Origin of the sequence: Stenotrophomonas sp. ESTM1D_MKCIP4_1 (assembly GCF_003086895.1) — a bacterium.
In the GTDB taxonomy this organism is placed as follows: Bacteria; Pseudomonadota; Gammaproteobacteria; order Xanthomonadales; family Xanthomonadaceae; genus Stenotrophomonas.
Genome location: NZ_CP026004.1, coordinates 1,903,995 through 1,929,657, shown reverse-complemented (window position 1 = coordinate 1,929,657; position 25,663 = coordinate 1,903,995). Strand labels below are relative to the sequence as shown.

At 64.0% G+C, this 25,663-nt stretch carries 27 protein-coding genes; 9 read left to right on the top strand and 18 right to left on the bottom strand.

Features of this window, described 5'->3' with window-relative positions:
- Nucleotides 1-7 precede the first annotated feature (7 nt).
- Both C1924_RS08985 and C1924_RS08980 read right to left on the bottom strand, forming a co-directional pair.
- On the bottom strand, nucleotides 8-958 hold the full coding sequence (locus tag C1924_RS08985) for a DMT family transporter (protein WP_108764975.1): 951 nt from the start codon (nucleotides 956-958) through the stop codon (nucleotides 8-10).
- A 152-nt stretch (nucleotides 959-1,110) separates the two neighbouring features.
- Nucleotides 1,111-1,812, bottom strand: a complete 702-nt coding sequence (locus C1924_RS08980) for an AraC family transcriptional regulator (protein WP_108764974.1) — start codon at nucleotides 1,810-1,812, stop codon at nucleotides 1,111-1,113.
- 101 nt (nucleotides 1,813-1,913) lie between these two features.
- On the opposite strand from C1924_RS08980, the gene C1924_RS08975 reads away from it, so the two are divergent.
- Entirely contained in the window at nucleotides 1,914-2,699 is a 786-nt protein-coding gene (locus C1924_RS08975) for a hypothetical protein (protein WP_108764973.1), read from the top strand.
- Here C1924_RS08975 and C1924_RS08970 read toward each other — a convergent pair.
- From C1924_RS08970 to C1924_RS08945, 6 genes are all read right to left on the bottom strand, one after another.
- On the bottom strand, nucleotides 2,696-3,748 hold the full coding sequence (locus tag C1924_RS08970) for a linear amide C-N hydrolase (RefSeq protein ID WP_108764972.1): 1,053 nt from the start codon (nucleotides 3,746-3,748) through the stop codon (nucleotides 2,696-2,698). The two genes, C1924_RS08975 and C1924_RS08970, sit on opposite strands and share 4 nt — an antisense overlap.
- Before the next feature lie 111 nt (nucleotides 3,749-3,859).
- Nucleotides 3,860-4,288, bottom strand: a complete 429-nt coding sequence (locus tag C1924_RS08965; RefSeq protein WP_108764971.1) for a BLUF domain-containing protein — start codon at nucleotides 4,286-4,288, stop codon at nucleotides 3,860-3,862.
- A gap of 83 nt (nucleotides 4,289-4,371) precedes the next feature.
- On the bottom strand, nucleotides 4,372-5,511 hold the full coding sequence (locus C1924_RS08960; RefSeq protein WP_108764970.1) for a hybrid sensor histidine kinase/response regulator: 1,140 nt from the start codon (nucleotides 5,509-5,511) through the stop codon (nucleotides 4,372-4,374).
- Nucleotides 5,508-6,080 (bottom strand): chemotaxis protein CheB, encoded by a 573-nt coding sequence (locus C1924_RS08955; RefSeq protein WP_174208955.1) that lies wholly within the window; start codon nucleotides 6,078-6,080, stop codon nucleotides 5,508-5,510. The genes C1924_RS08960 and C1924_RS08955 overlap by 4 nt, the downstream gene beginning before the upstream one ends.
- Nucleotides 6,080-6,904, bottom strand: a complete 825-nt coding sequence (locus tag C1924_RS08950; protein ID WP_108764968.1) for a CheR family methyltransferase — start codon at nucleotides 6,902-6,904, stop codon at nucleotides 6,080-6,082. Before C1924_RS08950 ends, C1924_RS08955 begins: the two co-directional genes overlap by 1 nt.
- Nucleotides 6,901-9,999 carry a response regulator gene (locus C1924_RS08945; RefSeq protein ID WP_108764967.1) on the bottom strand — a complete coding sequence of 1,033 codons (3,099 nt, stop codon included), beginning with the start codon at nucleotides 9,997-9,999 and terminating at the stop codon, nucleotides 6,901-6,903. The genes C1924_RS08950 and C1924_RS08945 overlap by 4 nt, the downstream gene beginning before the upstream one ends.
- 151 nt (nucleotides 10,000-10,150) lie before the next feature.
- Between C1924_RS08945 and C1924_RS08940 the strand changes: the two genes are divergently transcribed.
- Together C1924_RS08940 and C1924_RS08935 are read left to right on the top strand one after the other, a co-directional pair.
- Nucleotides 10,151-11,308, top strand: coding sequence for a PAS domain-containing sensor histidine kinase (locus C1924_RS08940; protein WP_254051245.1), 1,158 nt, complete (start codon nucleotides 10,151-10,153; stop codon nucleotides 11,306-11,308).
- Nucleotides 11,301-11,660 carry a response regulator gene (locus C1924_RS08935; protein ID WP_108764965.1) on the top strand — a complete coding sequence of 120 codons (360 nt, stop codon included), beginning with the start codon at nucleotides 11,301-11,303 and terminating at the stop codon, nucleotides 11,658-11,660. Before C1924_RS08940 ends, C1924_RS08935 begins: the two co-directional genes overlap by 8 nt.
- A 79-nt stretch (nucleotides 11,661-11,739) precedes the next feature.
- Here C1924_RS08935 and C1924_RS08930 read toward each other — a convergent pair whose 3' ends face one another.
- The 3 genes from C1924_RS08930 to C1924_RS20660 all read right to left on the bottom strand — a co-directional run bounded on the left by C1924_RS08930 (nucleotide 11,740) and on the right by C1924_RS20660 (nucleotide 12,866).
- On the bottom strand, nucleotides 11,740-12,429 hold the full coding sequence (locus C1924_RS08930; RefSeq protein WP_108764964.1) for a MarC family protein: 690 nt from the start codon (nucleotides 12,427-12,429) through the stop codon (nucleotides 11,740-11,742).
- A gap of 103 nt (nucleotides 12,430-12,532) precedes the next feature.
- Entirely contained in the window at nucleotides 12,533-12,643 is a 111-nt protein-coding gene (locus C1924_RS20460) for a DUF3827 domain-containing protein (RefSeq protein WP_216821584.1), read from the bottom strand.
- Between the two features lie 88 nt (nucleotides 12,644-12,731).
- Complete coding sequence (locus C1924_RS20660; protein WP_301554017.1) at nucleotides 12,732-12,866, bottom strand: hypothetical protein; 135 nt, start codon at nucleotides 12,864-12,866, stop codon at nucleotides 12,732-12,734.
- 633 nt (nucleotides 12,867-13,499) lie between these two features.
- Here C1924_RS20660 and umuD point away from each other — a divergent pair.
- Both umuD and C1924_RS08910 read left to right on the top strand, forming a co-directional pair.
- Nucleotides 13,500-13,982, top strand: coding sequence for a translesion error-prone DNA polymerase V autoproteolytic subunit (gene umuD, locus C1924_RS08915; RefSeq protein ID WP_108764962.1), 483 nt, complete (start codon nucleotides 13,500-13,502; stop codon nucleotides 13,980-13,982).
- The gene (locus C1924_RS08910; RefSeq protein ID WP_108764961.1) at nucleotides 13,966-15,216 is read left to right on the top strand and encodes a Y-family DNA polymerase; all 1,251 of its coding nucleotides are present in this window, start codon (nucleotides 13,966-13,968) and stop codon (nucleotides 15,214-15,216) included. Before umuD ends, C1924_RS08910 begins: the two co-directional genes overlap by 17 nt.
- 21 nt (nucleotides 15,217-15,237) lie before the next feature.
- On the opposite strand, the gene C1924_RS08905 is transcribed toward C1924_RS08910, so the two are convergent.
- Complete coding sequence (locus C1924_RS08905) at nucleotides 15,238-16,416, bottom strand: ATP-binding protein (RefSeq protein ID WP_108764960.1); 1,179 nt, start codon at nucleotides 16,414-16,416, stop codon at nucleotides 15,238-15,240.
- A gap of 67 nt (nucleotides 16,417-16,483) precedes the next feature.
- On the opposite strand from C1924_RS08905, the gene C1924_RS20295 reads away from it, so the two are divergent.
- Nucleotides 16,484-16,639 carry a hypothetical protein gene (locus C1924_RS20295; RefSeq protein WP_159094773.1) on the top strand — a complete coding sequence of 52 codons (156 nt, stop codon included), beginning with the start codon at nucleotides 16,484-16,486 and terminating at the stop codon, nucleotides 16,637-16,639.
- Nucleotides 16,640-17,113: 474 nt separating this feature from the next.
- Here the strand turns inward: C1924_RS20295 and C1924_RS08900 are convergent, their stop codons facing one another.
- Genes C1924_RS08900 through C1924_RS08885 form a run of 4 tightly spaced genes read right to left on the bottom strand, consistent with a single transcriptional unit; the run spans nucleotide 17,114 to nucleotide 21,096 of the window.
- Nucleotides 17,114-17,887 (bottom strand): hypothetical protein, encoded by a 774-nt coding sequence (locus tag C1924_RS08900; protein WP_108764959.1) that lies wholly within the window; start codon nucleotides 17,885-17,887, stop codon nucleotides 17,114-17,116.
- A gap of 3 nt (nucleotides 17,888-17,890) precedes the next feature.
- Nucleotides 17,891-20,053, bottom strand: coding sequence for a hypothetical protein (locus tag C1924_RS08895; protein ID WP_159094772.1), 2,163 nt, complete (start codon nucleotides 20,051-20,053; stop codon nucleotides 17,891-17,893).
- Nucleotides 20,054-20,062: 9 nt separating this feature from the next.
- On the bottom strand, nucleotides 20,063-20,449 hold the full coding sequence (locus tag C1924_RS08890; RefSeq protein ID WP_108764957.1) for a hypothetical protein: 387 nt from the start codon (nucleotides 20,447-20,449) through the stop codon (nucleotides 20,063-20,065).
- Nucleotides 20,446-21,096, bottom strand: coding sequence for a hypothetical protein (locus C1924_RS08885; RefSeq protein ID WP_108764956.1), 651 nt, complete (start codon nucleotides 21,094-21,096; stop codon nucleotides 20,446-20,448). Before C1924_RS08885 ends, C1924_RS08890 begins: the two co-directional genes overlap by 4 nt.
- A gap of 147 nt (nucleotides 21,097-21,243) precedes the next feature.
- On the opposite strand from C1924_RS08885, the gene C1924_RS08880 reads away from it, so the two are divergent.
- From C1924_RS08880 to C1924_RS08870, 3 genes are read left to right on the top strand one after another with little or no spacing between them, the layout of a single operon-like run.
- Nucleotides 21,244-22,710: a DNA cytosine methyltransferase gene (locus C1924_RS08880; protein ID WP_254051244.1), complete on the top strand. Its 1,467-nt coding sequence runs from the start codon at nucleotides 21,244-21,246 to the stop codon at nucleotides 22,708-22,710.
- Nucleotides 22,697-23,032 carry a hypothetical protein gene (locus C1924_RS20545; protein WP_254051243.1) on the top strand — a complete coding sequence of 112 codons (336 nt, stop codon included), beginning with the start codon at nucleotides 22,697-22,699 and terminating at the stop codon, nucleotides 23,030-23,032. Before C1924_RS08880 ends, C1924_RS20545 begins: the two co-directional genes overlap by 14 nt.
- 17 nt (nucleotides 23,033-23,049) lie before the next feature.
- Nucleotides 23,050-23,880, top strand: coding sequence for a site-specific integrase (locus tag C1924_RS08870; RefSeq protein WP_254051242.1), 831 nt, complete (start codon nucleotides 23,050-23,052; stop codon nucleotides 23,878-23,880).
- Here the strand turns inward: C1924_RS08870 and C1924_RS08865 are convergent.
- Both C1924_RS08865 and C1924_RS08860 read right to left on the bottom strand, forming a co-directional pair.
- Nucleotides 23,863-24,663 (bottom strand): HIRAN domain-containing protein, encoded by an 801-nt coding sequence (locus C1924_RS08865; protein ID WP_108764954.1) that lies wholly within the window; start codon nucleotides 24,661-24,663, stop codon nucleotides 23,863-23,865. The genes C1924_RS08870 and C1924_RS08865 overlap by 18 nt on opposite strands.
- Entirely contained in the window at nucleotides 24,660-25,598 is a 939-nt protein-coding gene (locus tag C1924_RS08860) for a hypothetical protein (RefSeq protein ID WP_108764953.1), read from the bottom strand. Before C1924_RS08860 ends, C1924_RS08865 begins: the two co-directional genes overlap by 4 nt.
- Nucleotides 25,599-25,663: the final 65 nt, after the last annotated feature.

Sequence of the window (25,663 nt, the reverse complement as noted above, 5' to 3'; positions counted from 1 at the left end):
CAGGCAATCAGCCGGCATGTTCGGCGATCGCGCGCGGCGTGCGATGTGCATGCGCACACAGCAGCACGCCCGCCACCAGGAAGACGATTGCCAGCGCCTCCAGCAGAGTCGGCCAGCGCCACTGCCAGGCAAACGCGTAGAGCAGCGCAAACAGCGTTTCAAACACGATCATCTGCCCGGTGAGGGTCAATGGCAGCAGCCGGCTGGCACGGTTCCAGAACGCGTTGCCGAGAATCGACGCCACGACGGCAACGCCCGCACTGATGCCCCAGAACAGGCTCCACTGGGCCGGCGTGTGGCCCGCCGCCTGGCCGACGAAGGCCATCGGCACCAGCAGCAGCGACAGGCCGCCGGTGGTCACGCCGGTCAGCAGCGACCAGTCATGGCTGGACAGATCGGCACGGCGCGCAAGCCAGCGGCTGTTGCCCACCGAGTACAGCGCCCAGGAGAACAGCGCACCAAAGGCGCACAGCAGCCCGACCAGGCGTTGTCGCCAAGGCGTGGCGAGATGCTCGGACATCAGTGATTCCCAGCCAACCAGAGCCACGCCAAGCACGCACAACCCCAACGCCGGCAGCAGTTGAGCGAGCGGCACCGCTCCCTTCTCGCGCACGCCCACCAGGGTCACGACCACCGGGATCAGGCCGACAATGAGCGAGGCCGCCGCTCCACCGGCCCATTGCACGGCCGTTGCCAGCAACAGGAAGTACACCAGGTTGCCCGCCAGGCTGAGCCAGAGCAGGCCCTTCCATTCGGCGCGCCCCAGCGTCGGCGCCAGCCGTTTCCAGCGCGGCAGCAGCAGCACGGCGGCAATCAGGCCATAGACCAGATAGCGACCGGCCGACAGTTGCAGAGCATTGAAGGAGTGCAGCACGGCGGGGGCGAGGAAGACCACGCCCCAGAGCGCACCGGCGGCAACGCCATTGGCGATGCCCAGGGCCATCGGGTTGTTGCGCATTTCAGCTGCTTCGCGGAGGAGAGAACAGGCCGCGCAGTGTAGGCGGCGACCCGCGCGGCGTCTTGACCGAGGCTACTGGCCAGCCGGTAAGTAGAGTCGAACTTGCTCGACTGCGTTCAGTCTCGACTGCGTTCAGTCGAGCAAGCTCGACTCTACAAAAGCGCGTTCTGCCGCCGCCAGGCGCTCGGCGTGAGACCCGTCTCGCGACGCAGGGCACGGGTCAGTGCGCTCTGCTCGGAATACCCTGCGGCCAGCGCGATATCGCTGATCGGCGCCGCACTGTTCAACAGCGCATGTTTGGCCCAGCGCAGCCGGCTGGCACTGAGCCACGCCTGCGGGCTGACCCCGAACTCGCGCTGGAACAGCGCATGCAGACGACTTCCGCTGACACCAACGAATGCCGCCATCCGCGCCACCGGCCATGCCTGCCCAGGCGCGGCCTGCACCGCCGCACACAAGCCTTGCATGCGTGCGCCACTGCCGGCCGGCGCAAACACCCGCAGCAGGTCCGGCAGCAGTTCGGGCATGTCTCCCCCACCCTGCACCTGGGCCAGCCGCTGGCGCAACGACAGCGGCAGGTGCAGCCAGCGCTGGCGGCTGAGGTGTTCCTGGGTCAGATCGTCGAGCACACCGGGGCCGCAGTCGACGATCACGAACCCGTTCGGACCGTGCGCCATCTGGTCATGCGCCTCGCCCGCCGCAACGAATGCCCCCTGCAGCAGATCCAGGCGACCACCACGACCTTGCAGCTCGAACTGCAGCTCGCCCTGCAGCGGCAGCACCCATTGCGCATAGTCGTGCCGGTCCAGGCCGGTGGCCTGGCCGTAATGCCGCAGGTGGAAGATGGCGCCCATCACGGCAGTGTGCGCGTGCGCAGCCCGGCCTGCAACGCGGTCATCAAGGGGAAACGGCTGCGTGGTATGGTCGGGCGCATTCACCCCGCATGGATTGCACGATGAATGTCCAACCGTTGCTGTTGGCGCTGACCCTCGCCAGCCCCGTCGTGACCCCGCTGCACGCGCAGGAAGCGCGTACACCCCCCGCACCGGCCTGCCTTGATGCGCGCGATGTGCAGCAGGTGGAGCAGGACACGCCCGGCTCCATCGCTGTCGCAGACGGCCAGGGCCGCGCCTTCCGCATTGATTTCGCCGCCGCCTGCCCGGGCGTCAACGAAGCCGACACCCTCCGTCTGGAAGCACCGCAGGGCTGGGCCTGCGGCCAGCCGGGCGAACGGGTGGTGGTCGACGACCGCACCTGCGTGGTCCGCGCGGTCACCCCCATCGACAACCGCAGCTTCGCCACCATCGCCCGCGAAAGCAGCCGCCAGTATGCGGCCACCCTGCCCGGCGTGACCGTGAGCGCCAAGGGCCGCGGGCGCCGCAGCGGCGACACCCCGCACACCTTCCAGACCTCGTCCGCCGTGTGCTTCGCCACCCGCAACGTGCGCGGCTGGAGCGAGACACCAGGTGGCGTGGTGGTGGAAACCAACCCGCGCCGCAACGGCGGCCATCGCTACTACCAGGTAGAGCTGGCCAGCAGCTGCTCGATCCTGGCCGGCGCCTCCGAGGTGGACTTCCAGTCCGGGCTGCAGAATGGCCTGATCTGCGGTAATCCCCGCGACCGCATCGTCATGATGCCCTCGGGAATCGAAGGCGACGGCCGCTCCTACACCCCGAGCTTCGCCCGCCCGGGCTGTGACATCCTGGCGGTCTACCCGAAGGACGACAGCCGCGCGCCCTAGCCGTCGGTGCCGAGGAAGGCGAACGGCTGGCTCGGCACGAAGTGCGACAGCGCATCACCGGAGAAGGTGTTGCGCTGGTCCCGCCCGAGGTCGAGCTTGAGCACCTGCCCGCCGAAATCGACCTTGTTGAGATCGACCCAGAACGTATTGGGCGTCAGTGCCGATTCAAAGAAGTAGAGCCGGCGCTTGTGGTCGGCGACCGTGCGCCAGCGCGTCGAGGAAATGTTCGGCTCGCCCGGCGTGGTGATGCCGAAGGGCACCGAAACGTTGCGGATGACGCTGAACACACTGGCCAGCGCCTCGACCGGATCTTCAGCCTTGGGAATGGCGTTGATGTAGAAGGACGCCCGCGCAAAGCGGTCCGCCGAGCGGTTGGTGCCGGGCAGCATGACCGTGCCGCCGATCTGCTGCCAGTACGCATTGAGTGCGAGCTGCTGATCGAAGATCGGCGAATTGGTCATCACCTGGTAGCGGCGGTCATGGTGGATGACCTGGCGGCCACCGATGTACTCGACGATGGCGCTGTCGCCGGACGCATCGGACAGCGACAGGTGCAAGGTGGCCTGCCGGTCCTCGCCGGGCACCTTGTCGGTGACGATGGCGAACGGCTCGCGCTCGAGCGCGGCCACGGCTTCGCCCACGGTGGCGAAATTGTCCAGTACGTACTGCGCCCACAGCGATATGGCCAGGCCGGGTTTGTTACCCCGCTGCTGCGGGTACTCCGACTCCACCAGCCACAGCAGGTTGGCGACGAGCCCCTTCTCGTTCATGCCATCGGTGGTGGACACATCGTAGCCCGTGGCAACGACGCTGCCGTACCGTGCCGTCCATGCCGCCGACTTCGGTCCGGCCTGGCCCGTGCGTGCAATGCCGCGCGGCAGAACATACAGGTTGGTGGCCACATCCACCTTCCAGTCCATCGAGCGGGCGGTGATCACATCCCCGTTGTCACCCAGGTAGACCGCGCGCGTACATGCCCATGCCGGTACACATGCCGACGCCAGCGCCATGGCCAGCACCGCCTTTCCTTGCCACGTCATCCGCTTCATGCTCCGCTCCTTTCCCCAGGAAGCTCCGATGGGAACGCGGCAGGGGTGACAGCAAGGTGAAGCCCAGAATCGGTAGAGTCGAGCCTGCTCGACGGTTGTCGGCTTCGTACGTCAGCCTGCGCTGAGCAGCGGTCGCACGATATCACTCAGTAGATCGACGGCGGTCGGTTCGGCGGGGTCGCCATCCACGGTGCGCGAGAATCCCGACCAGTCCCCGGCGGTGAGTTGCCGCAGCTTCGGCGCATCCACGGCCAGCACGCGCATCGACCAGTACGGGAACTGACGCTGGCCAAGGCGGCTGCGCGCCAGTTCAACGATGTCGACGTGGCTGCCCGCCTGCAGGATGCGTTCGTACACCGAGTCGAGGCCATCGGGCGGACCTTCGATGTACTGCAGGAAACGCTGCCCGTCATGCAGCAGCACGCCGGTCACACCGGCCAACCTGTTGAACCGCGCCGCATCGTCAACCACCGCCTGCAGCCGTTCGGCGGAAAGCTCCGGCCGGGCCTGGCTGACGTAGGCGATGGCGCGTAGTGGCATGGAGCGTCCTTGGCAACAAGAGTGGCCACGGTAGCAGCTACGGACGAGTCCGTCTCAGTTCGCTCCGGCGCTTGCTGAAGAATTCAGAATGCGCCCATTCCGCGTGCATCGGTACGCCGCGGCAGCACCGCCTCGAACACCACCTGGCCCTGCTCGTTGCGTGCCCCCAGGCGCCCACCATGCGCGGCCACGAACTGATCGACGATGTACAAGCCGAGCCCAAGGCCCTTGCTCTGGTGGAAGCTGGCCTTGAACGGCTCGAACAACCGCGGCAGCAGTGCATCCTCGATGTGCCCGGCATTGCGCACGCGCAGGGTCACCACGCGCGCGTCGCTGCCATCGACGGCAACATGCACCACGTCCTTGCCGCCATGGGTGAGCGCATTGCCCACCAGGTTGGCCACCACCTGCCCCAGGCGGTCCATGTCGCCATGCAGCGTGGCATCCCCCAGGGCATCGAAAGCGATGCGATCGCTGCCGTGCGCGCTGCCCGCCTCGGCAATCACCGCGCGGGCGAGCACCTCCAGGTCGCAGGGACTGGCTTCCAGGCGCAGACCACCGCTGCGGATGCGCGAGAAATCCAGCAGCTGCTCGACCATGCGCGCCATGCGCACGGTGCTGGCCTCGAGGTGCTGCAGGGTCTGCTGGGCGCTGGTGTTGCCCGGCGGCAGTTCCAGCGACAGCTTGTCGGCGCAGAGCAGGATGGCCGACAGCGGCGTGCGCAGATCATGGGTCAGCACGGCCGCCATCGTCTCGTTCAACTTCAGCGCGCGCTCCAGCGCGTCGTTGCGCGACTTCAGCAGCTGGCGCTGCTGGTAGAGCTCGATGAAGACGTTGACCTTGCTCAGGATCACCTGCGGCGCTACCGGCTTGTGCAGGAAATCGACCGCGCCGCTTTCGTAGCCCTTGAACGCGCGCACCGGGTCATCCGGCGAGGCGGTCAGGAAGATGATCGGCACATCGCGGCTGCGCTGCGAACCTCGCATCAGTTCGGCCAGCGTGAACCCATCGATCTCCGGCATGTGCACGTCCAGCAGCGCCAGCGCCACCTCGTGTTCCAGCAGCAGCTCCAGCGCCTGCGCGCCCGAGCCGGCCAGCAGCAGATTGACGCCCTCGCGGCGCAGCAGCGCCTGCATGGCCACCAGGTTCTGCGGCACGTCATCGACGATCAGCAGGTTGACCGGGGTCTGCGACTGCGCAGGGTCCGGTGGCAGCAGGTTCATGCGAACAACTCCTTCAAACGACGACACATCAATTCAAGAGGCAGCACGGCGTCGGCGCCGGCGTGCTGCAGTGCAGAGGCCGGCATCATCGATGCCTCGGCCTCCTCGGGACATTGCAACCAGGCACGGCCACCCGCGCTGCGCACGGCGGCCACACCTTCACTGCCATCGCTGCTGGCACCGGTCAGCAGCACAGCCAGCAGCTGCGGCCCGAACACGGCCGCGGCGGATTCAAACAACGGATCGATGGCCGGGCGCGAAAACAGCACCGGCTCATCCATCGACAGCGCGATGGTCTGCGCGTCCTCCACCAGCAGATGGTAATCCGGCGCAGCGAAGGTCACGGTCGCCGCCTGCAGCGGCTGCTTGTCCTCCGCTTCGCGCAGGTCCAACGCGCAGTAAGGCGCTAGCACTTCGGCGATGCGGCTGCTACGGTCACGCGGCAGGTGCAGAACCACCAGCACGGGAATCGACAGGCCCGCCGGCAGCGCCCCCAGCAGCGTCTGCAGTGCCGCAACGCCGCCAGCCGAAGCACCCACGACCAGCAGATGCGGGCGCGAAGCACCCATCAGACCACCTTCCGGTACAGCCGATGCTCGCGCGAGCAGGTCTCGAACGCATCGTGGTGACGCCCAAACTGCAGCGATTCCTTGCTGCCCAGGCCGAGAAAACCCCGGTGCACCAGCGCTTCACGGAACAGGCCGACCGCACGATCCTGCAGATCGCGGTTGAAGTAGATCAGCACGTTGCGGCACGACACCAGGTGCACCTCGGAAAACACCGTATCGGTGGCCAGGCTGTGGTCGGCAAACACCACGTTGCGGCGCAGCTGGCGATCAAACACCGCACCGTCGTAGGCGGTCGCGTAGTAGTCGGACAGCGAGCCGGTACCCCCGGCAGCCAGGTAGTTCCGGCTGAACTGGGCCAGCCGGTCGATGCCATAGGCACCTGCTTCGGCCGTCGCCAGCGCCGCCGGGTTGATGTCGGTGGCGTAGACGATGCTGCGGTCCAGCAGGCCTTCCTCGTGCAGCAGGATGGCCAGCGACCAGACCTCTTCACCGGTACTGCAGCCGGCCACCCACAACTTCACCGAGGGGTACGTGCGCAGCACCGGCACCACCTGCTCGCGCAGCTGCTTGAAATAGGCCGGGTCGCGGAACATTTCCGACACCTGCACGGTAAAGAACTGCATGGCCTGGGCGAACAGATCCGGCTCGTGCAGCAGCCGATGCTGCAGGTCCACCAGGCGCTCGCACTCATAGCGCTGCATGGCCTGGCGGATGCGCCGCCGCAGCGAGGACACCGCATAGCTGCGGAAATCGTAGTGGTAGCGCTGGTACAGCGCTTCCAGCAGCACCTTCAGTTCCAGGTCGAACAGCGCCTGTTCGTTCATTGGCGGGAGCACCAGACCCGGCACAGCGATACCAGCTTGTCGACGTCGATGGGCTTGGCGATGTAATCGTTGGCCCCTGCCTGCAGGCAGCGTTCGCGGTCATCGGGCATGGCTTTGGCGGTCAGCGCGATGATCGGCAGGTCCTGCAGGTGACGCTGTGCACGGATTTCGCGCATGGCGGTCAGGCCATCCTTCTCCGGCATCATGATGTCCATCAGCACCAGATCCACCTCGCGCTGGGCCAGGCGATCGACTGCCTCCTGGCCGTTGCGGGCGATCTCCAGGGTCACCCCCAGCGGCTCGAGCACGCTGGACAGGGCAAAGATGTTGCGCACATCGTCCTCGGCCAGCAGTACCGTGCGGCCATCGAGAACGGTGTCGCGGCGGCGCGCCTCGCGCAGCAGGCGCTGCTGGTCGCTGGGCAGGCTGGCTTCGACGCTGTGCAGGAACAGGGTCACCTCGTCCAGCAGGCGCTCGGGCGAGCGTGCGCCTTTGATGATGATGCTCTTGGAGTAGCGGCGCAGGCGCTGCTCTTCCTCGCGGCTGAGCGCACGGCCGGTGTAGACGATCACTGGCGGGAAGCCCACATCGTCATTGCCGGCCATGTGTTCCAGCAGATCGTAACCACTGCCGTCGGGCAGCGAGAGGTCCATCACCATGCAGTCGAACGTGACCGTACTGAGTTGCTCCAGCGCCGCTGCCAGCGTACCCACCGCCACGATCTGCAGCTGGTCGCGTCCCAGCAGCAGTTCCAGGTTGCGGCGCAGGTCATTGTCGTCCTCGACGATCAGCAGGCGACGCACATCGCGCTGGCTGGTCTGTTCCAGCTGCTCGATCGCTGCCACCAGGCGCTCGCGCGTAGCCGGCTTTACTGCGTAGCCGATCGCACCAAGCTCGCGCGCCACCTGGCTGCGGTCCATGGCCGAGACCACGTGCACCGGAATATGACGGGTTTCCGGGTTGCGCTTGAGGCGTTCGAGCACACTCAGGCCCGACACATCGGGCAGGCCGATATCGAGCAGGATGCCGTTCGGCCGCAGTTCGCTGGCCAACGCCAGAGCTTCTTCCGCCGTCGTCGCGACCACGCAGTCGAAATCCAGTTCGTGGGCCAGCGACACCAGCGCCTCGGCGAAACTGGCATCGTCTTCGACTGCCAGGATCAGGCGCCCGGCGCGCTGGCGGCGACCACGATCGTCGGCGACATTGGCCGCGACCACAGGCGCTGAGCACGGCGCCGGGCCTGCCGCAGCCGGGACCGGAGCGGCCACTGGCGCAATCGCAGCATCGGCGTCGCGCAGCTCGGCCGCTTCCACGGCCGGCGCGCCCTGCAGCGGCAGCTCCAGAATGAAGCAGCTGCCGCGACCGGGCTCGCTGTCCACCTGGATATCACCGCCCATGCGCACCGCGAGGTCGCGCGAGATCGACAGGCCCAGGCCGGTCCCGCCGTAGCGGCGGCGGGTACTGCCGTCGGCCTGGCGGAATGCCTCGAAGATCACCTGCAGCTGGTCACGGGCAATACCGATGCCCGAATCGCACACCTCGAAACGGATGCGACCATTGCCACCGGCACGCACATGCAGGCTGACCTTGCCGTGTTCGGTGAATTTCAGTGCGTTGGCCAGCAGGTTCTTCAGGATCTGCTGCATGCGCTGGTTGTCGGCCACCAGCTGTGTGGGGGCCAGCGCATCGGCCTCGATCTGCAGGGCCAGGCCCTTCTGCCGTGCCATCGGCTCGAAGGTCTCGCGCAGGCGATGCAGCACGCTGTCCACCACCACCACTTCATCGGACAGCTCAACGTGCCCGGCTTCGATGCGTGACAGATCGAGGATGTCGTTGATCAGCGCCAGCAGGTCGTTGTTGGAGGACAGGATCGCACGGGCATACTTCACCTGCTCATCGGTGAGGGTGCCGTCCTTGTTGTCGGCCAGCAGCTTGGCCAGGATGAGCGAGCTGTTCAGCGGCGTGCGCAGCTCGTGCGACATGTTGGCCAGGAACTCGGACTTGTAGCGCGAGGTCGCGGCCAGTTCGTTGCTGTTGCGCACCAGCTGGCCCTGCGCCACCAGCAGCGCCTGCTTCTGCGCTTCCAGCTCGTGGGTGCGCTCTTCCAGCTGCACATTGCTCTGTTCCAGCTCGGCCTGCTGCTGTTCCAGGTGGCCCTGCGACTGCATCAGGCTGCGGCTCTGCTCTTCCAGTTCTTCATTGGCCACGCGCAGCTCTTCCTGCTGGGCCTGCAGCTCTTCGCCCTGCCGCTGCGATTCTTCCAGCAGCACCACCAGCTGCGCGCGCAGCAGCGAAGCACGAAGCGCCATGCCCAGGGTATCGCTGCAGCGCTCCAGCAGCTCGGCATCCAGCGTGCGCTGGCCGGCCGGCTGCGCGCGGCCAAGTTCGATGACACCCACCACCGTTCCATCACTGCTGATCGGCGCCAGCACGCGTTCGCGCACCGCCACCTGGCCCAGGCTGGACTGCAGCTGCAGCGCATGTTGCTCATCGCCCTGTACGTGGCGGATCTGCTGGTCGCGTGCGGTCTGGCCCAGCAGCCCCTCCTGCAGGGTGACCGATCCGGGCAATCCACTGGGCAGCGAGACGCCACCGGTCAACTGCAGGCGCCCGCCTTCGATGCGGTACATCACGCCGACGTCGGCCTTCAGCTGGGACGCCAGGCTGACCATGGCCGCATCTGCAATCTGCTCAGGCCCCAGATCACCACGCAGGCTCATCGACACCGCATTTTCAGCTTCCTGAAGCCACAGCGCACGCATCGCCTCGCGCCGTGCGGTGATGGCGCGCGAAACGATCAGCGCGATCATCAGGAAACCGACCCCGCCAATGGTGCGATTGACGAACGAGAACGAGGAATTGGTGCTGGCCGGCGCGATGTTGTAGCCGATGGCCAGCAGCCCGCAGGCGATGACCGCGACCATGAACGGCGCCCGCGCACTGCGCTGGAACACCGTGACGCCAACTGCCATGAAGTAGGTCAGCCATGCGGCATAGCCCAGCGGCACCACCACTTCCATGGCAATGGTCGTCGCCAGCAGTACGGCGGCAGCCAACCAGATCCAGCGGTCACGCGTGGTTGCACCAGGACGCATGCGGGTCGGTTCCAGATCACGAAAGGTGGGTGATGGTACTCCGTGTCGCATTCAGCCGCATACGACGAATGGCACAGGCCTCGTGTGCACGCATTCTTCACACTTCACTGCCTACGGTCTCGTCCCTCACAGGGGTAATGCTGATTTCCACGTGGACGCTGCTGCTTCTACGCCGTCGGTACTGACCGACACCTCACGACAACTGCGGCTGCTGATCGACAGCGTGCGCGACCATGCGCTGTACCTGCTCGATCCCGAAGGCATGGTGTGCAGCTGGAACCCGGGCGCCGAGCGCATCAAGGGCTACCGCGCCGACGAGGTCATCGGCACCCATTTCAGCCGCTTCTACCTGGCCGATGAACGCGACGCCGGAGAGCCGGAACGCCTGCTGCGCCTGGCCGCGCAGAACGGCCACGTGGCCAGCGAGGGTTGGCGGGTGCGCCGTGACGGGTCGTCGTTTCGGGCCAGCATCGTCATCGAAGCGGTCCGGGAGCACGGCGAGCTGCTGGGCTTCGTCAAGATCACCCGCGACATCACCGAGCAATGGCAGGCCCAGCGCCTGCTGCGCGATGCCCAGCGCGCCCTGCGCCAGACCCAGCAGTTCGAGACCGTGGGCCGGCTCAGCCGCGGGCTCTCGCACGAATTCAACAACCTGCTGACCACGGTCGGCAACGCACTCGATCTGTTGTCGCTGCGACTGGGCAGTGATGCCCGTGCCACCGAGCTGCTGGCCACCGCCCAGGCGGCCACCGACCGCGGCGCCCTGCTGACCCGGCAGCTGCTGGCCTTCAGCACCGGCCAGACCCTGATCCGCGAGACGCTGGACATCAACCAGCAGATCCGCGAATGGCTGCCCGGCCTGCGCAGCGCCTGCCCGCCCGGCGTGACCGTGGAAGCGGCGCTGACCCCGGGCCTGCCGTTGCTGAATACCGACCCGCTGCAGCTTCAGACCGCCATCGCCAATCTGGTGGCCAACGCCGCCGAGGCTACCCTCGACGGTGGTCGCGTACTGGTGGCCACCGCGCTGGAGCATCGCCTGGATCCTGATGCCGACACCCCGCTGCAGCGCCGATATGTGACACTAAGCGTCTGCGATGAGGGCCATGGCATGGCCCCGGATATCGCGGCACGGGCCACCGAACCCTTCTTCACCACCAAGGACATCGGCAAAGGCAGTGGTCTCGGCCTGAGCCAGGTGTTCGGTTTTACTACCCAGAGCGGCGGCTTCGTCGATGTGTCCACCACGCCCGGTGTCGGCACCACGGTCAGCCTGCTGCTACCCGCAATGGAGGACCCTGCCCATGACTGATGACCCGATCCGCGTATTGATGGTGGAGGACCAGTCCGATCTGCGCGAGATGATCGGCCTGGCGCTGCGCGATTTCGGCATTGACGTGGCAACCACGGCCGATGGCCATGAGGCGGTGGCCCTGATGCAGGGCGGCGAACGTTTCGATGTGGTGTTCAGCGACGTCAGCATGCCCAATGGCATGTCCGGCATCGAGCTGAGCGAGCACGTCGCCCGCAACCAGCCGCACGCACGGATGATCCTGTCGTCCGGCTACGCACGTTCGCAGCTGCCGCCACTGCCGGACCAAGTGGAGTTCCTGCCCAAGCCGTACCGCCTGCGCCAGCTGGTGGAGCTGCTGCAGCAGAGCTGATCTCCGGCCCTGGCCGTTGCCCTTCGTAGAGTCGAGCGTGCTCGACTGCTCCTGGCCCATCCGTCGAGCAAGCTCGACGCTACGCTGCGGCGGCAAACGTCTCGTGATTGAGGTCGACCCAGCCTGCCCACATCAGCTGAATGCCGATGCACAGCAGCACGAACGCCACCAGCTGCTGCATGACCACCGCACCGGTCGGCCCCAGCCGGGTGACCAGCACGATGGAATTGCGCAGGATCAGGTAGATCACCGCAACGACCAGCATCGCCCCGCCCACGGCCACCACCACGCCGGACAGCAAGTGCAACGGGGTGACCGATTCAACATGGGTCCCCAGGGTGATGCACGCTGCAATCGTGCCCGGGCCGGTGGTCAACGGGAAGGTAAGCGGAAAGAAACTTTTCTGCTGCAGCTCATGGCCTACCATGGCCGAGGCCTGCGCCTCGGCGGCACTGGGCGGATCGTCCACGCGCGCACCCAGCATGCGCCAGCCCGCGGCCGCCACCAGCAGGCCGCCGCCGATGCGCACCACCGGCAGCGAGATGCCGAACAACGAAAGCACATAGGTGCCGACCAGCATCGCTACGACGATAACCACGAAGCTGTTCACGGCAATCTGCCGGGCCAGGCGCTTGGCGACATCCCGGCGGCCACCCACTGTGGAAACGAAGATGGACGCCGTACTGAGCGGGTTGATGATCGGCAGCAGGGTGACCGGCACCAGGATCAGCTCGCCAGCCACCGTAGCAAGCACGTCAGGCAAAGGCATGGTGCGCTCCGCTGCGATTTGCTTGTGTAGCGTCAAGCTTGCTCTACCGGGGGTGTAGAGTCGAGCTTGCTCGACTGTCAAGCTCTACAAAGGCGGGCCCGCGTCACCAGTACTGCGTGACCAGGATCAGAGCGATGACGGCCACCACCCCAGCCACGATCCACAGGCCGTGCCGCTGGCGGAAACTGGGTTTGGGAGTGCCTGGGGTGTTCATTGCATGCATCCTGAGTGGGGGCGTGCAATCACCCTGCTGCAGCGCCCGTGCAACGGGCGTGCATGCAATGCAGTCGTGTCGTGAGTGCTCAGCGGGCGTCGTCGCGCTCGCCACGGTCCACCCGCAGCCGACTGACCCGCCAGCCCCCGTGCGAATTGAAGCGCCCGGTGTCACCGGTCAAGCCATAGCGCAGGGCCAGCCAGCCCGCGCGTACCGCGCCCACATGCCATTCCCGCACTTTCCTGTACGCGTACCGAAAACGACGTGCTTGCATGGGCACACCCCAAGTGTGATGGTCATCACGATTTGCGGACGATAGCGCGAAAACATTCTCCCCGGAAGACGCCCCACCCCTGGGCGCTTCAGCGCTTGCGACGGCGCCAGACCCGGTCGCCGACATGCACCAGCCCGAGCAGGCAGGCGAACACCAGCGCTACCTCACCGATGGCGAGCAACAGGTCCACGGGATACTCCGGCCGACTGGAATGCGGTCAGGCTACTGCCGTGGAATAGACGGCCAACCTGTGCTGCAGGACCACCGTAAGCGCAAACAGAGGGGTCTTTCTGCAGAGTGATGCGCATTTCCGGCAATGCAATGCGGCTGAATGCGACAACAGATTGGGCAACTGGGACGTGCCACGCAGAAGAATGGTGACCCCGGCCCGATTCGAACGGGCGACCTTCCCCTTAGGAGGGGGGCGACCCGCCTATATATTGCAACGGTTCTGGGACGGTCTGTGCCAAAGTTGTGCCAATTTGGGCACCGCGACAGCCATTTCACGACCCAAAATTAGTATTTGTACTAACATGCGCGCCATCGCAGCAGGTGAGACCTGCCTTCTCCAGAGTACGCGCCATGCAGTCCCTACCCTATCCCCACACTCTGGCGAAGCCCATTGGCCCCGCGCTAATCGACGGCCCGGCGCAGTTCGTGCCCCTCGCCTCCGCGCGCGCGCGGCTAGGCTTCCCGTCGCCCGCCGACGACTTCATGGACGAAGCGATCTACCTGCACCGTCTGCTTGTACGCAACCCGGCCGCCACGTTCCTGTACCGGGCCGATGGCTGGTCGATGAGCGGCGCAGGCGTCAGCGATGGGGACATCCTGGTGGTGGACCGGTCGGTCACGCCGCTGGCCGGCGACTTGGTCATCGCCATCTGGGATGGGAACCAGCCCACCTGCAAGGTGCTGCAGCTGTTCGAGAGCCACATGGAGCTGCACTCGGCCAACCCAGACTTCCCCCCAATCCTGCTCGAGCAGCCCACCGAGGTGGAGGTGTTCGCCGTGGTCGGCGTGGTTCGCCAGGTGAAACGCCGAGGCCCCTATGTTCGGGCTCGTTGACGGAAACAACTTCTACGCCAGCTGTGAGCGTGTGTTTCAGCCAGCGCTGCGCGGCGTGCCGCTGGTGGTGCTGAGCAACAACGATGGCTGCGCGATCGCGCGCTCGGCCGAGGCCAAGGCCCTGGGCATCAAGATGGGCCAGCCGGCCCACGAGCTGAAGCACCTAGTGCGGCGCCACGGGCTGCAGATGCGCTCGGCCAACTTCGGCCTGTACGGCGACATGAGCGCGCGCGTCGTGGCCATCCTGCGAGAAGCCGCGCCGCGAGTGGAGGTATACAGCATCGATGAGAGCTTCATCGACCTAGATGGCGTGCCCAATCGCGAGCGGTTCGCCCGGGATCTGCGGCAGCGCGTGCACCGATGGACCGGCATTCCCAACTGCATCGGTATAGGCCCCACGAAGACATTGGCCAAGCTGGCCAACAAGGTCGCCAAGAGCGCCGACGGGGTGATCGACCTCGGCGACGTCGGCTACCGTGAAGTGGTGCTGGGCACCTTCCCCGTCGGGGATCTGTGGGGTGTGGGCCGCCGGCTGGCGCCGCGGTTGGAGGCGATGGGCATCACCACTGCTGCCGGGCTGCGCGATGCGCCGACGGACGACATCCTGGCAGCCTTCGGTGTCACCCTGGCGCGCACACAGCGCGAGCTGCAGGGCCATCCCTGCATGGAGCTGGAGGAAGTGGAGCCGGACCGCCAGCAGATCATGGTCAGCCGATCGTTCGCTGACCGAGTCGAGGACCACGGAGCCGTGGCCCAGGCGTTGGCTACCTTTGCCGTGCGCGCATGCGAGAAGCTGCGTGCCCGGGGCTTGGTCACTGCGGGCGTCTGGGTGTTCGCCCAATCCGACGTATTCCGGCCGGAGCTGCGGCAGCACAACGCCAGTAGAACCGTTGGCCTGCCCGCGTCGACCGCAGACACCACCGTGGTGCTGGGCATCGTGCGCAAGCTGCTATGCGGCCTGCTCCGCGACGGCATTGGATACAAGAAGGCCGGCGTGGCGCTGCTCGACCTGGCCCGGCCAGATGAGCTGCAGGCGGATCTGTTCGGACCGACGGTTGTCGGCAATGAAAGGCTGATGGCTACCATGGACCGGATCAACCAGAAGTTCGAGCGCGGCACGGCCGGCCTTGGCGCATCGGGTTGGCAGGCTCGGCCAGCGTGGGGCATGCGGCAGCACATGCTTTCGCCAAACTACACGACCTCTGTGCACGAGATCCCGGCGGCGCGATGCTGAAGGGTACGCCACCTCTTGCATCTAATCCCACGCCTCCCGATACGCCGAAACGTAATCTAGAAGCTTTTTAGAGGCAATGGATCCATCAGGATCGAAATAGAAACAATCATCCCAGGCGAATGATCGGAAAAGATCGGTCATTAGACTCTGAGCAACGGGTGAAATTTCATTGATTGAAAGATCTAGTGATTCGTATATCAGCGGCCCGAAACAGAGATCCCGCTCGTCGGTGAGATGCGAGTGATACTCCAAGCCATCTCGATCCTGAGCACCAAGACAATAGCCGTTTACGTTTACGTAACTCATGTAAAGCAACCCTGGACCGCTCACGCCAGCGAGCTCAGATGCCCTCGCGGCCTGCGGCAAAAGATCTATGAGTTTAATGGCCGTGTCCAAAGATTTAAGAACCTTAGCTTCACCAAACTCGTACGCTACTGACCAAGCCATCTCAACGATACCGTTTCGATGAAACTGAAAATAGGGTGGAGAAGGTCGGGTTCCTGCGACGCTCTGGCTTGCCATCATCCCGCGATAGTTAAATCTATTGAAGAGGATTGAGCCGTTTGCCCGAAAAGTCCTGCTACGCAAAACAGATAGATCCGACGAGGCTCCAGCATGGAATGCTGAAAATGGCACCAAGTGAACCAGAGCGTAGCGCCAATTGGCCTGTCTAATACTCGAAGAAACTTCTGAAACTCGCTGTGATACCCACTGTTCCATTCGAGATTCAGCGGAAGCCCTCAGGGAGAAGGCGTCATAAAGTTGCTGATAGCTCATTACAGCATTCCTCACTCCTGCCCTGATTGGAAAAGACTGCCAGTCGCCAACTTCAACTTGGTAGGGACCTCCGAACTGGCTAGGAATGTCTATGACTATTAAAGACGCATCCCCCATATGTATCGGCTGAACCACAACTCCACTCAGCCTAGGAAATATCCCGCCAATGATTTTTGATTGCATCCATACGGATATCTGATCGGCATTACCTTCAACGGGACAAACTGCTTTCGCTCGCCCCGCACCATCCTCGGAGATGCCATAAATAATTCGACCACCACGCGCATTTGCAAAAGCGGCAACATCTTTCAAGAAAGGCTTAATTCCGACGTCATCCTTGGACGGGACTGCCCTTTTAAAATCAAGGACTGCACTTTCAGCTTCACGGTCAGCTAGAAGCGCGGAGATCCAATCCGGATTCATTCGTTCAGTCCTTTAGGTTTGAACGTAGCTTAAGGCGATATGGCGATTCGAACAAACACAAGTCTGCATGGAGGCCGATAAGATCGATGACTGGATGGCAGCCAGTGGACAAGACACGATGCTGCTGGCCAGCACGCCCCCGTCGATGGAGGCGTACCGGGCCTGCCGGGCGGTTAACACGCCGCGGAACAACGCCGAGCAGCTGCTGACGCCCGTCGGCTGAACACCATCACTCTTCGACGTCAGATCCGCGATGCAGGCGGGACATCCTCCAGCCACCGTGCGACTTGAAATATCCGCTGTCACCAGTCAGGGAGTACCTGATTCCTGCAACGATCGACGCTGGAACCGACCCGTGCCAGCTGCGTGCCTTCTGATAGGCGTAACGGAAGGAGCGCATCAATCTGCCCTTCCCTTCCGCAACCTGGCTTGGCACTTCGGGGATTTGAACAACGCGACCGCGCTGTGCAGCAGCCCAACGACAGCTGCTCCGAACAACACCGCGAAGGCGAGAGACACTAGAAGATTCATGGCGAATACCAGCTCTGACATATGGGGGTCGACAGCCCTGCAGCACGTCCAGCGACTGAACGTGCGGCAGTCCCCTGTTCGCCGGCATTGAACATCGCGGCAGCGCGGTTAGCGCCACGTGAAAACGCTGAACGATCCGTTGTTCTCTCTCACCGTCTGGCCCGCCCTAGAAGACCGTGATCCCTCGATCAGCCATGCGAATGTTCTTCGACCTGGCGTAGATGGCGGCCAAGTCCTCCGGGGAGACGATGTAGTCGTAGGCAATGACCTCGGCTACTGACACGCCGCGATCGTATGGCGTGCCAGTGGGCGGCGCGTAGTACGCGTTGCCGATACCCAGGCCCCGGGCGGAAGCGGCATAGGCGGACGCCATCGTCCCGCTGACTGCGGTTGCGCCACCGACGGAACAGCGCCAGGTCTTCGCGGGGCCGTCCACCTGCATGCAGAGGAAGATCCACCTGCCCAACGCGCTGGGAATGTTGCTTGCCGGCATCGCCGTGCCGGACCCATTCGGACGCAGCAGGTGCTGGATGGTGTCCGAGGTCGGCCCCCGCAGCAGGCCCCAGCCCTTGGCGTCTCCGTTTGCCGCCTGGGTCGTCCCGGCGTAGATCACGGCCTTTCCGTTCTGCACGTCGTAGCGGGTGACCATGCACACGGTAAACGCCGGCGACCCTGCGATGTTGCTGGCCAGGCCATTCAGCACGCCGTCGACCGTGGTGAGGTAGTTGTCCTGGAAGACGGGAGCAGCAGCAGCTGGAGCGAACGCAGCAACCCCCTTCAGGCCATACAGCGAGTCGTCGCTGCCACCGAACAGGAAGTGATCCAGCGCACCGTCCTCGCCACGAATGGGGTAGACGGGTTTCAGGCTGGACGGGTTGAGAGGCGGAACACCCGGCCGGCGGGGAATGCCTTTGAGGGTGGGAAGAAGTACCTGAAGCATGAATCAACCTCCGATAGAAATGAGCTGGTGACACAGGGCCTTGTGCATCCGCAGACCGCCGCACTCTGGGCTCCACTGCCCGATGGATGCGACGCTCCGGATGGTTGAACGGGGGATGGTTGCTGCCTCTCGCGGTACGCCGCTGGTGTGCCCGACGACCGCAGCGCCGACCTGTGAAACTGCTGCGGCATCCGGCACCGTGATGGTGACCTGGCTGCCGCTGACGGTAACTGATTCGACCGTGCCCACGTCGACGGAGATGCCAGCATTCGCAATGTCAGGTACCGCCCACGATGCGTCCCGCACTGCAGGCTCACTCAGCTGGATCTGGATCTGGGTCGCGCTGAGCCTGGTGGCGGAGACCATGTGCAGCGGGCGCCAGTACCCAGTGCGCTCCATCACCTCCACGGCCCGGTCGAAGAACTCACCGCGCATGGCATGGCCGATGCTGGTGTTGTGAAGGAAATCGCTGTGGAAGGGATAGCAGTAGGTGGGGCCGAGGCACCAGAAGTCGCCCCACTTCTGTTCGATGGCCAGCGCCTTATCCAGCACCGACCGGGGCGACTGAGAACCTCCGATGAAACTGCTCATCTGGCTGGTCATCATGCGCAGCGGAACGGTCTGCCCGGTGATCGGATAGATCGCAGCCTGATGGGCCTGAAGCAGGCTGTAGTGCTTGTCGCCAATCAGAGCGTCGCTCGAGTTGCTCTCCATCTGCGCCATGTTCAGCCATGCGTGTGCGAAGCGCTTGCCCTGCACCGCAAGGATCTGGGTGATGCGGGTAACGGTGGCGATGACGTTGGCGAAGTAGAAGTATCCGGCCGGCGCGCCAGGCATCATGTTCTGGATCGACTGCCCTCCTTCACCGTTCGTCCAGACCACCACGGAAGGAGCCCAGCCGTTCAACTCCGCCGCCGCTCGGCGCACGTAGCTACGTCCTGCAGCCTCTTCGGCCACGGTGCCGTGCTGGTTGGTCGAGGCGATGGTGCTACGCAGGCGGGTAAGGCCAGTGATTGAGGAGGGCAGCAGTTCAGTGGAAAGCCCGCCTTGAGTGGGTGTGCCCATCCAGACGTTGTTGGCAGCAGTGGCCGGCATCAGCAGCTTGCTCGGGAACTCGTAGAGCTCACCGTAGACAATGGACCGGTTGGATGATCCGGCCTGGCCAGCGGCATTGGACTGTCCTGCGCCGGAGATGCCGCGCACCACATCAACCGGGTATCGATTTGCCGATCCGAGCCCAATGCGCACAGCGTGCGCCGCGCCCTGCAGATCCCGGAACACTCCCTTGCCGGTGCCGCCCTCGGTCTGCACCTGGAGCCAGATACGCGACGCATCTGCATCCACGATTCGATCACCCAGCCCGCCCACGCTGCGCAAGGTACCGTTTTCGATGTAGGCGACGTTGTCGTCCTCAGGCACCGCACCTTGGCCCCCACCACCCGGGTAGAGCCGATCCTCGCTGATGCTGTAGTAGACCAGTGGGTAGACCTTGCCATCAGTCGGATCACGGGTGGCCAGCAGCGGAACAACGTCCCCATCGACAGTGAACAGGCGGGCCGTTTCTGGAACGGCTTTGGCCAGATTCGTCAGCGCAATGCTGTTGATGCTTGGATTGTCCGGGGCGAACCAGGCGAGCAATTCGCCAGTGGACACACGGAACGCAGCCAACGGTACCCCGGTCACCGGGTCAATCGCGCCGATAGGCACCAGGTCATCGCTCGCGGCATAGAAACTGAACTGCTCGAACGGGACCATGACGGCATCAATCTTGGTCGCCACCAGCGAGTTGGAGGCCTTGAGCAGAAGCTCCGAGCGATCGGCCTTCTGGCTCAGCAGGTCGGCACGGGAGAACACCCAGGACGAGCCATTCCAGATGTATTGCCCAGCGCCCGAGCCGTTGTTTACAAAGGCTCCCTGACCCACATAGGTGCCCGCGATGGCCTGCAGCTGGGGCAGCGTGTCCGCGTAGATCGCGTTCGACTGCTGGCCTGCGGTCAGCGCATCGATCTGCGCCTGAGCCTGCTTGGGTGTCGGCAGTTCGCTAAGCCGGAAGGTCGCCAACACGTCGCCAGCGCGAACCACGCCTACCAGTCCATCATCCACGCCCGCATATCGCTGTGGCAGATCAGATGCAGGAATTACCTGCCGCCCATCAATCGTCGTCATCTCTCCCCCTTAAAGAACAGCCGAGGCATCCACCGCCCCGGTATTGATGTTGGCAAGCTGCAGCGCCTGGCGAATGCTCACGTCCAGCAGCACCTGGGCGGACCAAGCAACAAGCTCCGGTGGCTCGCCAAGCAGCGCCAGCAGGACGTCCCTGGCCACCTCATTGGCCTTGTCCGGCCTGGGGTCGGTGTGCTGGAACTCGCGCGCGATCGGCAGCCCATCCGCGCCGACCACAACCGTGCCCTCGGGCGTCACAGCACGCGCCTTGCCGCGGAACAGGATCTGTCCGCCGAGCAGTGTCCGCGTGCACACGACCGCCACCAGCTCGCCGGTGTCCAGTTCCACCGCCGTTTCGCCCTCGGCGACCGGCAAGCCTTCTTTCTTCGCATAGCTCATATCGGCACTTCCTCAAATGCAGGATTTCTGGACCCGCCACTACCGCCGCCACCACCGATGCCGCCCCCACCACTGCCAGAGGCACCTGCAGCCGGGAAGGTGATCTGGAGCGAGCTGATCGCCACGTTGCCGTTGGCGTTCGCGGTTTCCACGATGTTGGTGGTCAGCATCAGCTGACGGCTGCCGCCCACCAGCTGCGGATCGACGTAGTAGAGGTAGACGGTGACCTTCTGCCCGGCCGTGCCGGTCAGGGTGGCGCTGCTGGCGGCGTAGGACACCTGCACGGAGCCGATGATCAGCGTGCCGGCCGTCACACTGACGGTGGCAACCGACGCACCTGCAGCATCGCTGGACGCAGCGAAGGTGACCGACGTGGTCATGTCCCACATCGATTGCTGATTGCCGATGTTGGGCAACGCGGCGGCGCCGACACGGTTGGTGTCCGGCACGTCGACGGCGACGTCTACCCAGGCCGATGCGCGGCCGTTGGTGCCAACCGAGCGCATCTGCATTTCGTAGGGCGTGCCGCGTTGCAGCTCGCGCACCACAAACACCGTGCCCGCCACCTGGCTGCGGTACTGCCAGGCTGCGTCGGGTGCGCCGACAGCGCGGAATCGCAGCTCGTACGAGGCGATTGGGACCGACATTACAACGCCTCCGTCACTGTGGCGTAGCCGTGCCGCGGCGCCGTGCCGATGCGCACGACAGCGGTAGGAATACCCGCGTCGTCCACCTCATCGTTGACTGGCGACGACACCGCGACGGTTACCTGCGGCGCCGCCGGCAGGCCGTAGTTGCGTCCGCTGACCTCGCTGATGATCTCCGCCGGCGGGTTCTTCCAGTATGTAGTTGAGTGGCGCAAGCTGGTGGCCAGCGACTACGGTGCCGGCACCAGCCGCGAGCGCCTGTTCCTGCTCGCGCGCCGCGACGGCGAGGCCATCGTGTGGCCGGAGGCCAGCCACGGCCCCGCGCCAGACCAGACGCCGCGCGTCACTGCCGCCGACTGCCTGGATTTTTCCATCCCCTGCCCGTCCATCTTCACCCGCGGCAAGGCGCTGGCCGATGCCACCATGCGCCGCGTCGCCAAGGGCGTCATGCGCCACGTCATCAACTCGGCCGATCCCTTTATCGTGCCGGTGACGCACCAGGGCGGCGACCGCGTCCACGACGTGCGGGATCCCATGCGCACCATCACCGCGGCCAACCGCGGCGAACTGATGCTGGCGGCGCCCGAGCTGGCACCCTTCATCGCTGAGCATGCGAATAGCAGCCATGCGCTCGGCTCCATGCGAGCCGACGAGCCGCTGCGCACGGTCTGCGCAGGCGTGAAGGGCGGCCACTTCTCCGTGGTGGCGCCAACGCTGGTACAGACCGGCTACGGAGAGCGCGAGGGTCAGGCCCCGCGCGCGCTCGACCTGCTGCAGCCGCTGGGCACCGTAGTTGCCGGCGGCGTGAAGCATGCGGTGGCAGCCGCCCACCTGGTCAAGTTCCGCGGCGACAGCTCCGGCGCGGCTGCCACCGAGCCGGTGCCAACGATCACCTCTGGTGCTGGTGCCGCGCGACCGGCCGGCGCCGCGCACGCCCTCGGCTTGGCCGCTGCCTCGCTGGTCACCTTGCGGCGGAACATGGTCGGCGCCGACGCGCGCACGCCGCTCACCACTGTGGCCGCTCAGGCAGAGCACCACGCCGTTTCCAGCGCCTTCATGGTCCAGGCGGCACACGGTGAGGGGAAGCCTGGCGGCGTCCAGCGCTGGGGCAACGGCAGCAAGGATGCGCGCGCACCCGTCGGCACGGTCACTGCCAGCGGCAATGGTGGACACGCCATGGTCCAGGCCGAACTGGCGCAGCTGACTCCCGATCAGGAGGCGGGCGCGCTGCGCGTCGCCGCCTTCCTGGTGAAGTATTACGGCAGCGGCATTGCGGTCGACCTGCACGACCCGGTGGACACCATCACCACCAAGGACCGCCACGCACTGGTCACCGTCCAAATCCAAGGCGTGCCGCACGTCATCGTGGATATCGGGCTGCGCATGCTCAAGCCACATGAGCTGTACCGCGCACAGGGCTTCCCGGTTGGTTACATCATCGATCGCACGGCCAACGGGACGCCGCTCAGCACCAGCGCCGCCGTGCGCATGGTCGGCAACAGCGTCAGCCCGCCGCCGTTGCGCGCCTTGGCCGAGGCCAATCTGGATCGAATGGCAGCAGACACGTTGGTGGCAAAGAGGAAGGCTACAGGAGGCATCCATGGGAGCCGCTGAAAAGCTCGACCTCTCGGGTAAGGACTGGCTGACGGTCGAGGAAGCCGCCCACTACTGCGGAGTTTCCAACAGTCAGTTCAGGAAGAACGCCATGGGCTACGGGCTCACGCCCCGGCGCTTCATGGGAAAGCAGTTGTACGAAAAGGCGGCGCTCTATGCCGCGATAGAGGGTGCAGAGGAATGGCAAAGGTTCGACTCTACTGGCGCGGCAGCAAGGCATACCTCGACTGGTCGGAAGGCGGCGAGCGCTTTCGCAGGTCCATTGGGGAACCTGACGCCCGTGAGGCGGAGAGAATACGTGCCGCGAAAGAAGCAGAACTGATCCATGGGGTCCGGATCTTGGCGCGCCTCCCCAAGGTCCGCGACTACCTCGAGTGGTATCTGGACTGGTACGAGGCCGAGCACCCGACCACGATCTCGAAAGCCAGGAGCGAGGTGAAGCGCTTCATCGAGCGCTTCGGACACCGTCCGATCGACAGCATCCGAGCGGTCGAGGTGGAGCAGTACAAGCGCGCCAGGCTGCTGGACGACAAGGCTGCTAAGGAAACTGTGGGGAAGGAGATTCGACGGCTGAAGGCGGCGTTCAACCGCGGCGTCGAATGGAAAGAGCTGGACGTGAACCCGCTCGCCTCAGTGAAGGCGCCTCGCGGCGTGCGGAGCGTGGCAGTCAAGTTCTATGACCGGGCGGCGATGCGCCGGCTGTATAAGGCGAACCCTGAACGGGCGCCGCTGTGGCTCTTCATGGCCCACACCGGGCTACGGCGGGGCGAGATCATCGGCCTGGAGAAGAGCTCGGTCGTGGCCGGCCGCCTGCTGGTGGAGAGCGACCCGGACGAGAGCGGCGAGGGCCGGACGAAATCCGGAAAGTGGCGGGAGGTTCCTCTCAACCGCTATGCCCGATGGGCATTGCGCCACCTGCCTGATCCGCTCGTCACGGTACACAAGGACACCGTGTCGGACTGGTTCAAAAAAGACTCGGAACGCGCCGGCGTTGGCGGGCACCTACATAGGCTCCGCCACACCTTCTGCGCGCACATGGTGATGGCTGGGGTGCCATTACGTCGCGTCCAGCTACTTGCGGGTCATGCAGATTATGCGACTACCGAAAAGTACTATGCCCACCTTACTCCGGATGGAGATGACGGTGCAGTATCAAATCTCAAATTTTGACGATGCTTCTTGAGGGACGGGGTGAACGTTATCAGGCAAGTCAACAAGCAACTCAAAGTCACCCCCCCTGCACGCATCAAAGCTATCAGGCCAATTTGTTTCAAATTGACATAAAACGCGAAATGCATACGGCGCATCAGGATTAACCCTTTGCACAGTTACGCTAACCTCCCGACTAGACCTTCTCATCAGAAAACTAAAGTCTTTAGAGAAATAGCGGGGAACATACCCGACATGATGCGCCGATCCATGCCTCTTCAGCAAAAGAGCATGACGATCCGATTCATTATTAAACTCAGGGACAAGAACTAACTCATCCCCATCCTTCAAATGAGAAAATTCTAATTGCTCTTTTGCGGAAAGATAGCGAACACCATGCACGAAAAAAGACACCCGATACATTCCATCAGGCGAACGCTCAGGAACGGGAATTAACTCGATCGAATCCGTTCCACGCTGACCGCCAGTAACAGCAAGCTCATCAAAGAATGTTAGCTCAGACTCCTTCTTTCCCAACCAACGAGCAAAGGAGGAAAAATCAGCACGATTTCTAGAAATAACTCGGTTTTTCAGAAGCGGAAAAAGACCCACTGAAAAATAAGCAGCGGTGAGATCAGCCATGCGCCCGAACCCGCCAAAATCGGCGAACTTATTAACACCTTTGGTGTAACGCAATAAGTACACATCCTCGCTCAAATTTTCCGGCTTAAGGCGATCGACGCGCGCGACCGGAAACCATGAGCGAGTTACAGAATCTTGCAATGCTAGATAAATTTTCTTCATAGCGTTAACGCCAGCAACCTCTTCCTATTTTCCATCAAGAGTTGAACTGCAAACTCGCGACCTATATCCGTGATATGTGAATCTGGAATAAGCGAGAAGAGGTGGCGGAAAAATTGTTCATCTAGGTTTTTAAGTTTTCCTAACCAATAAAGGGAACTCTCCCTACTGTTGCTGGCAAAGTCCAGGAACGCGTTCACCGTTGTCAACCGCTCTCCAGTCTTCCTATCGAAGAGTTGACTCAACGCCTTAGAGGCGTAGCCCACAACATTGTGGCGATCGTCCTTGGGTGCAAGCTTCATCTTACGACGAGCATCCGTGAGCTCACGGCCGAGGCTAGAGGCATGGTCAAAGGTCGGCGCCAAATAGACCCTTCGCTGGTAAGTCACGAAGCCCCAGTTCTCCTCGTGTCGATCTTGATTTCCAATGAGCACATCCAACATCAAATAGCCGGCCATAACCCCCACGGGAGTCATGGTCGACACCGGCGCAGGCCATCCAAGTGGAAGCTCTAGGGAAGGCATGCCCACCAATAGCCTATGAATGCGTGCAGCCGTGTGAAAAAGCTTGCGCTGAGCCGCTCTTACCGCCCTAGCCGCAGAGGTGCCAGGTGGTGGGCCGATCAGCTCGTTACCGACGACAAGGCGGCCACCATCAACTGGTGTGAAATTTAGGCTCCGAACGCCCCTTGGCTCTCGCTCGGGCTCACCCACCACCGGGTCCGGGAGATTGATTGCTTCGGCGAGGTCATACAAGGCGTATGGCAGCCCCAGCTCCTTGGCGATTAGCGCGGCGACGACTTCGGCCCAGTCCTCACCCGTGTCCTTGCGACGTGCCTTGAACAGGTACTTCCGGTCGTCGTACCAGAACTTGTCCTTACTACCCAGCTGTTCAAAGGTGTCAAGCTCATCCGCGTTCACCGTCACCACTTGCAGCACTTTGCACTCCTGTCGTCGCACAGCATGCGACTGGTGGCGGCTGATAGGTGTGCCAACTGTGCCAT

Excerpts from the sequence above, each read along its gene's own strand:
- C1924_RS08905 (WP_108764960.1), bottom strand. The coding sequence starts at position 16,416 with ATGAATCCGGATTGGATCTCCGCGCTTCTAGCTGACCGTGAAGCTGAA.
- C1924_RS08950 (WP_108764968.1), bottom strand. The coding sequence starts at position 6,904 with ATGAACGAACAGGCGCTGTTCGACCTGGAACTGAAGGTGCTGCTGGAA.
- C1924_RS08975 (WP_108764973.1), top strand. The coding sequence starts at position 1,914 with ATGAATGTCCAACCGTTGCTGTTGGCGCTGACCCTCGCCAGCCCCGTC.
- C1924_RS08930 (WP_108764964.1), bottom strand. The coding sequence starts at position 12,429 with ATGCCTTTGCCTGACGTGCTTGCTACGGTGGCTGGCGAGCTGATCCTG.
- C1924_RS08885 (WP_108764956.1), bottom strand. The coding sequence starts at position 21,096 with ATGTCGGTCCCAATCGCCTCGTACGAGCTGCGATTCCGCGCTGTCGGC.
- C1924_RS08865 (WP_108764954.1), bottom strand. The coding sequence starts at position 24,663 with ATGAAGAAAATTTATCTAGCATTGCAAGATTCTGTAACTCGCTCATGG.
- C1924_RS08935 (WP_108764965.1), top strand. The coding sequence starts at position 11,301 with ATGACTGATGACCCGATCCGCGTATTGATGGTGGAGGACCAGTCCGAT.
- C1924_RS08910 (WP_108764961.1), top strand. The coding sequence starts at position 13,966 with ATGTTCGGGCTCGTTGACGGAAACAACTTCTACGCCAGCTGTGAGCGT.
- C1924_RS08965 (WP_108764971.1), bottom strand. The coding sequence starts at position 4,288 with ATGCCACTACGCGCCATCGCCTACGTCAGCCAGGCCCGGCCGGAGCTT.
- C1924_RS08985 (WP_108764975.1), bottom strand. The coding sequence starts at position 958 with ATGCGCAACAACCCGATGGCCCTGGGCATCGCCAATGGCGTTGCCGCC.
- C1924_RS20460 (WP_216821584.1), bottom strand. The coding sequence starts at position 12,643 with ATGAACACCCCAGGCACTCCCAAACCCAGTTTCCGCCAGCGGCACGGC.
- C1924_RS08900 (WP_108764959.1), bottom strand. The coding sequence starts at position 17,887 with ATGCTTCAGGTACTTCTTCCCACCCTCAAAGGCATTCCCCGCCGGCCG.
- C1924_RS08960 (WP_108764970.1), bottom strand. The coding sequence starts at position 5,511 with ATGAACCTGCTGCCACCGGACCCTGCGCAGTCGCAGACCCCGGTCAAC.
- C1924_RS08895 (WP_159094772.1), bottom strand. The coding sequence starts at position 20,053 with ATGACGACGATTGATGGGCGGCAGGTAATTCCTGCATCTGATCTGCCA.
- C1924_RS08970 (WP_108764972.1), bottom strand. The coding sequence starts at position 3,748 with ATGAAGCGGATGACGTGGCAAGGAAAGGCGGTGCTGGCCATGGCGCTG.
- C1924_RS20295 (WP_159094773.1), top strand. The coding sequence starts at position 16,484 with ATGGAGGCCGATAAGATCGATGACTGGATGGCAGCCAGTGGACAAGAC.
- umuD (WP_108764962.1), top strand. The coding sequence starts at position 13,500 with ATGCAGTCCCTACCCTATCCCCACACTCTGGCGAAGCCCATTGGCCCC.
- C1924_RS08980 (WP_108764974.1), bottom strand. The coding sequence starts at position 1,812 with ATGGGCGCCATCTTCCACCTGCGGCATTACGGCCAGGCCACCGGCCTG.
- C1924_RS08955 (WP_174208955.1), bottom strand. The coding sequence starts at position 6,080 with ATGGGTGCTTCGCGCCCGCATCTGCTGGTCGTGGGTGCTTCGGCTGGC.
- C1924_RS08945 (WP_108764967.1), bottom strand. The coding sequence starts at position 9,999 with ATGCGTCCTGGTGCAACCACGCGTGACCGCTGGATCTGGTTGGCTGCC.
- C1924_RS20545 (WP_254051243.1), top strand. The coding sequence starts at position 22,697 with ATGGGAGCCGCTGAAAAGCTCGACCTCTCGGGTAAGGACTGGCTGACG.
- C1924_RS08890 (WP_108764957.1), bottom strand. The coding sequence starts at position 20,449 with ATGAGCTATGCGAAGAAAGAAGGCTTGCCGGTCGCCGAGGGCGAAACG.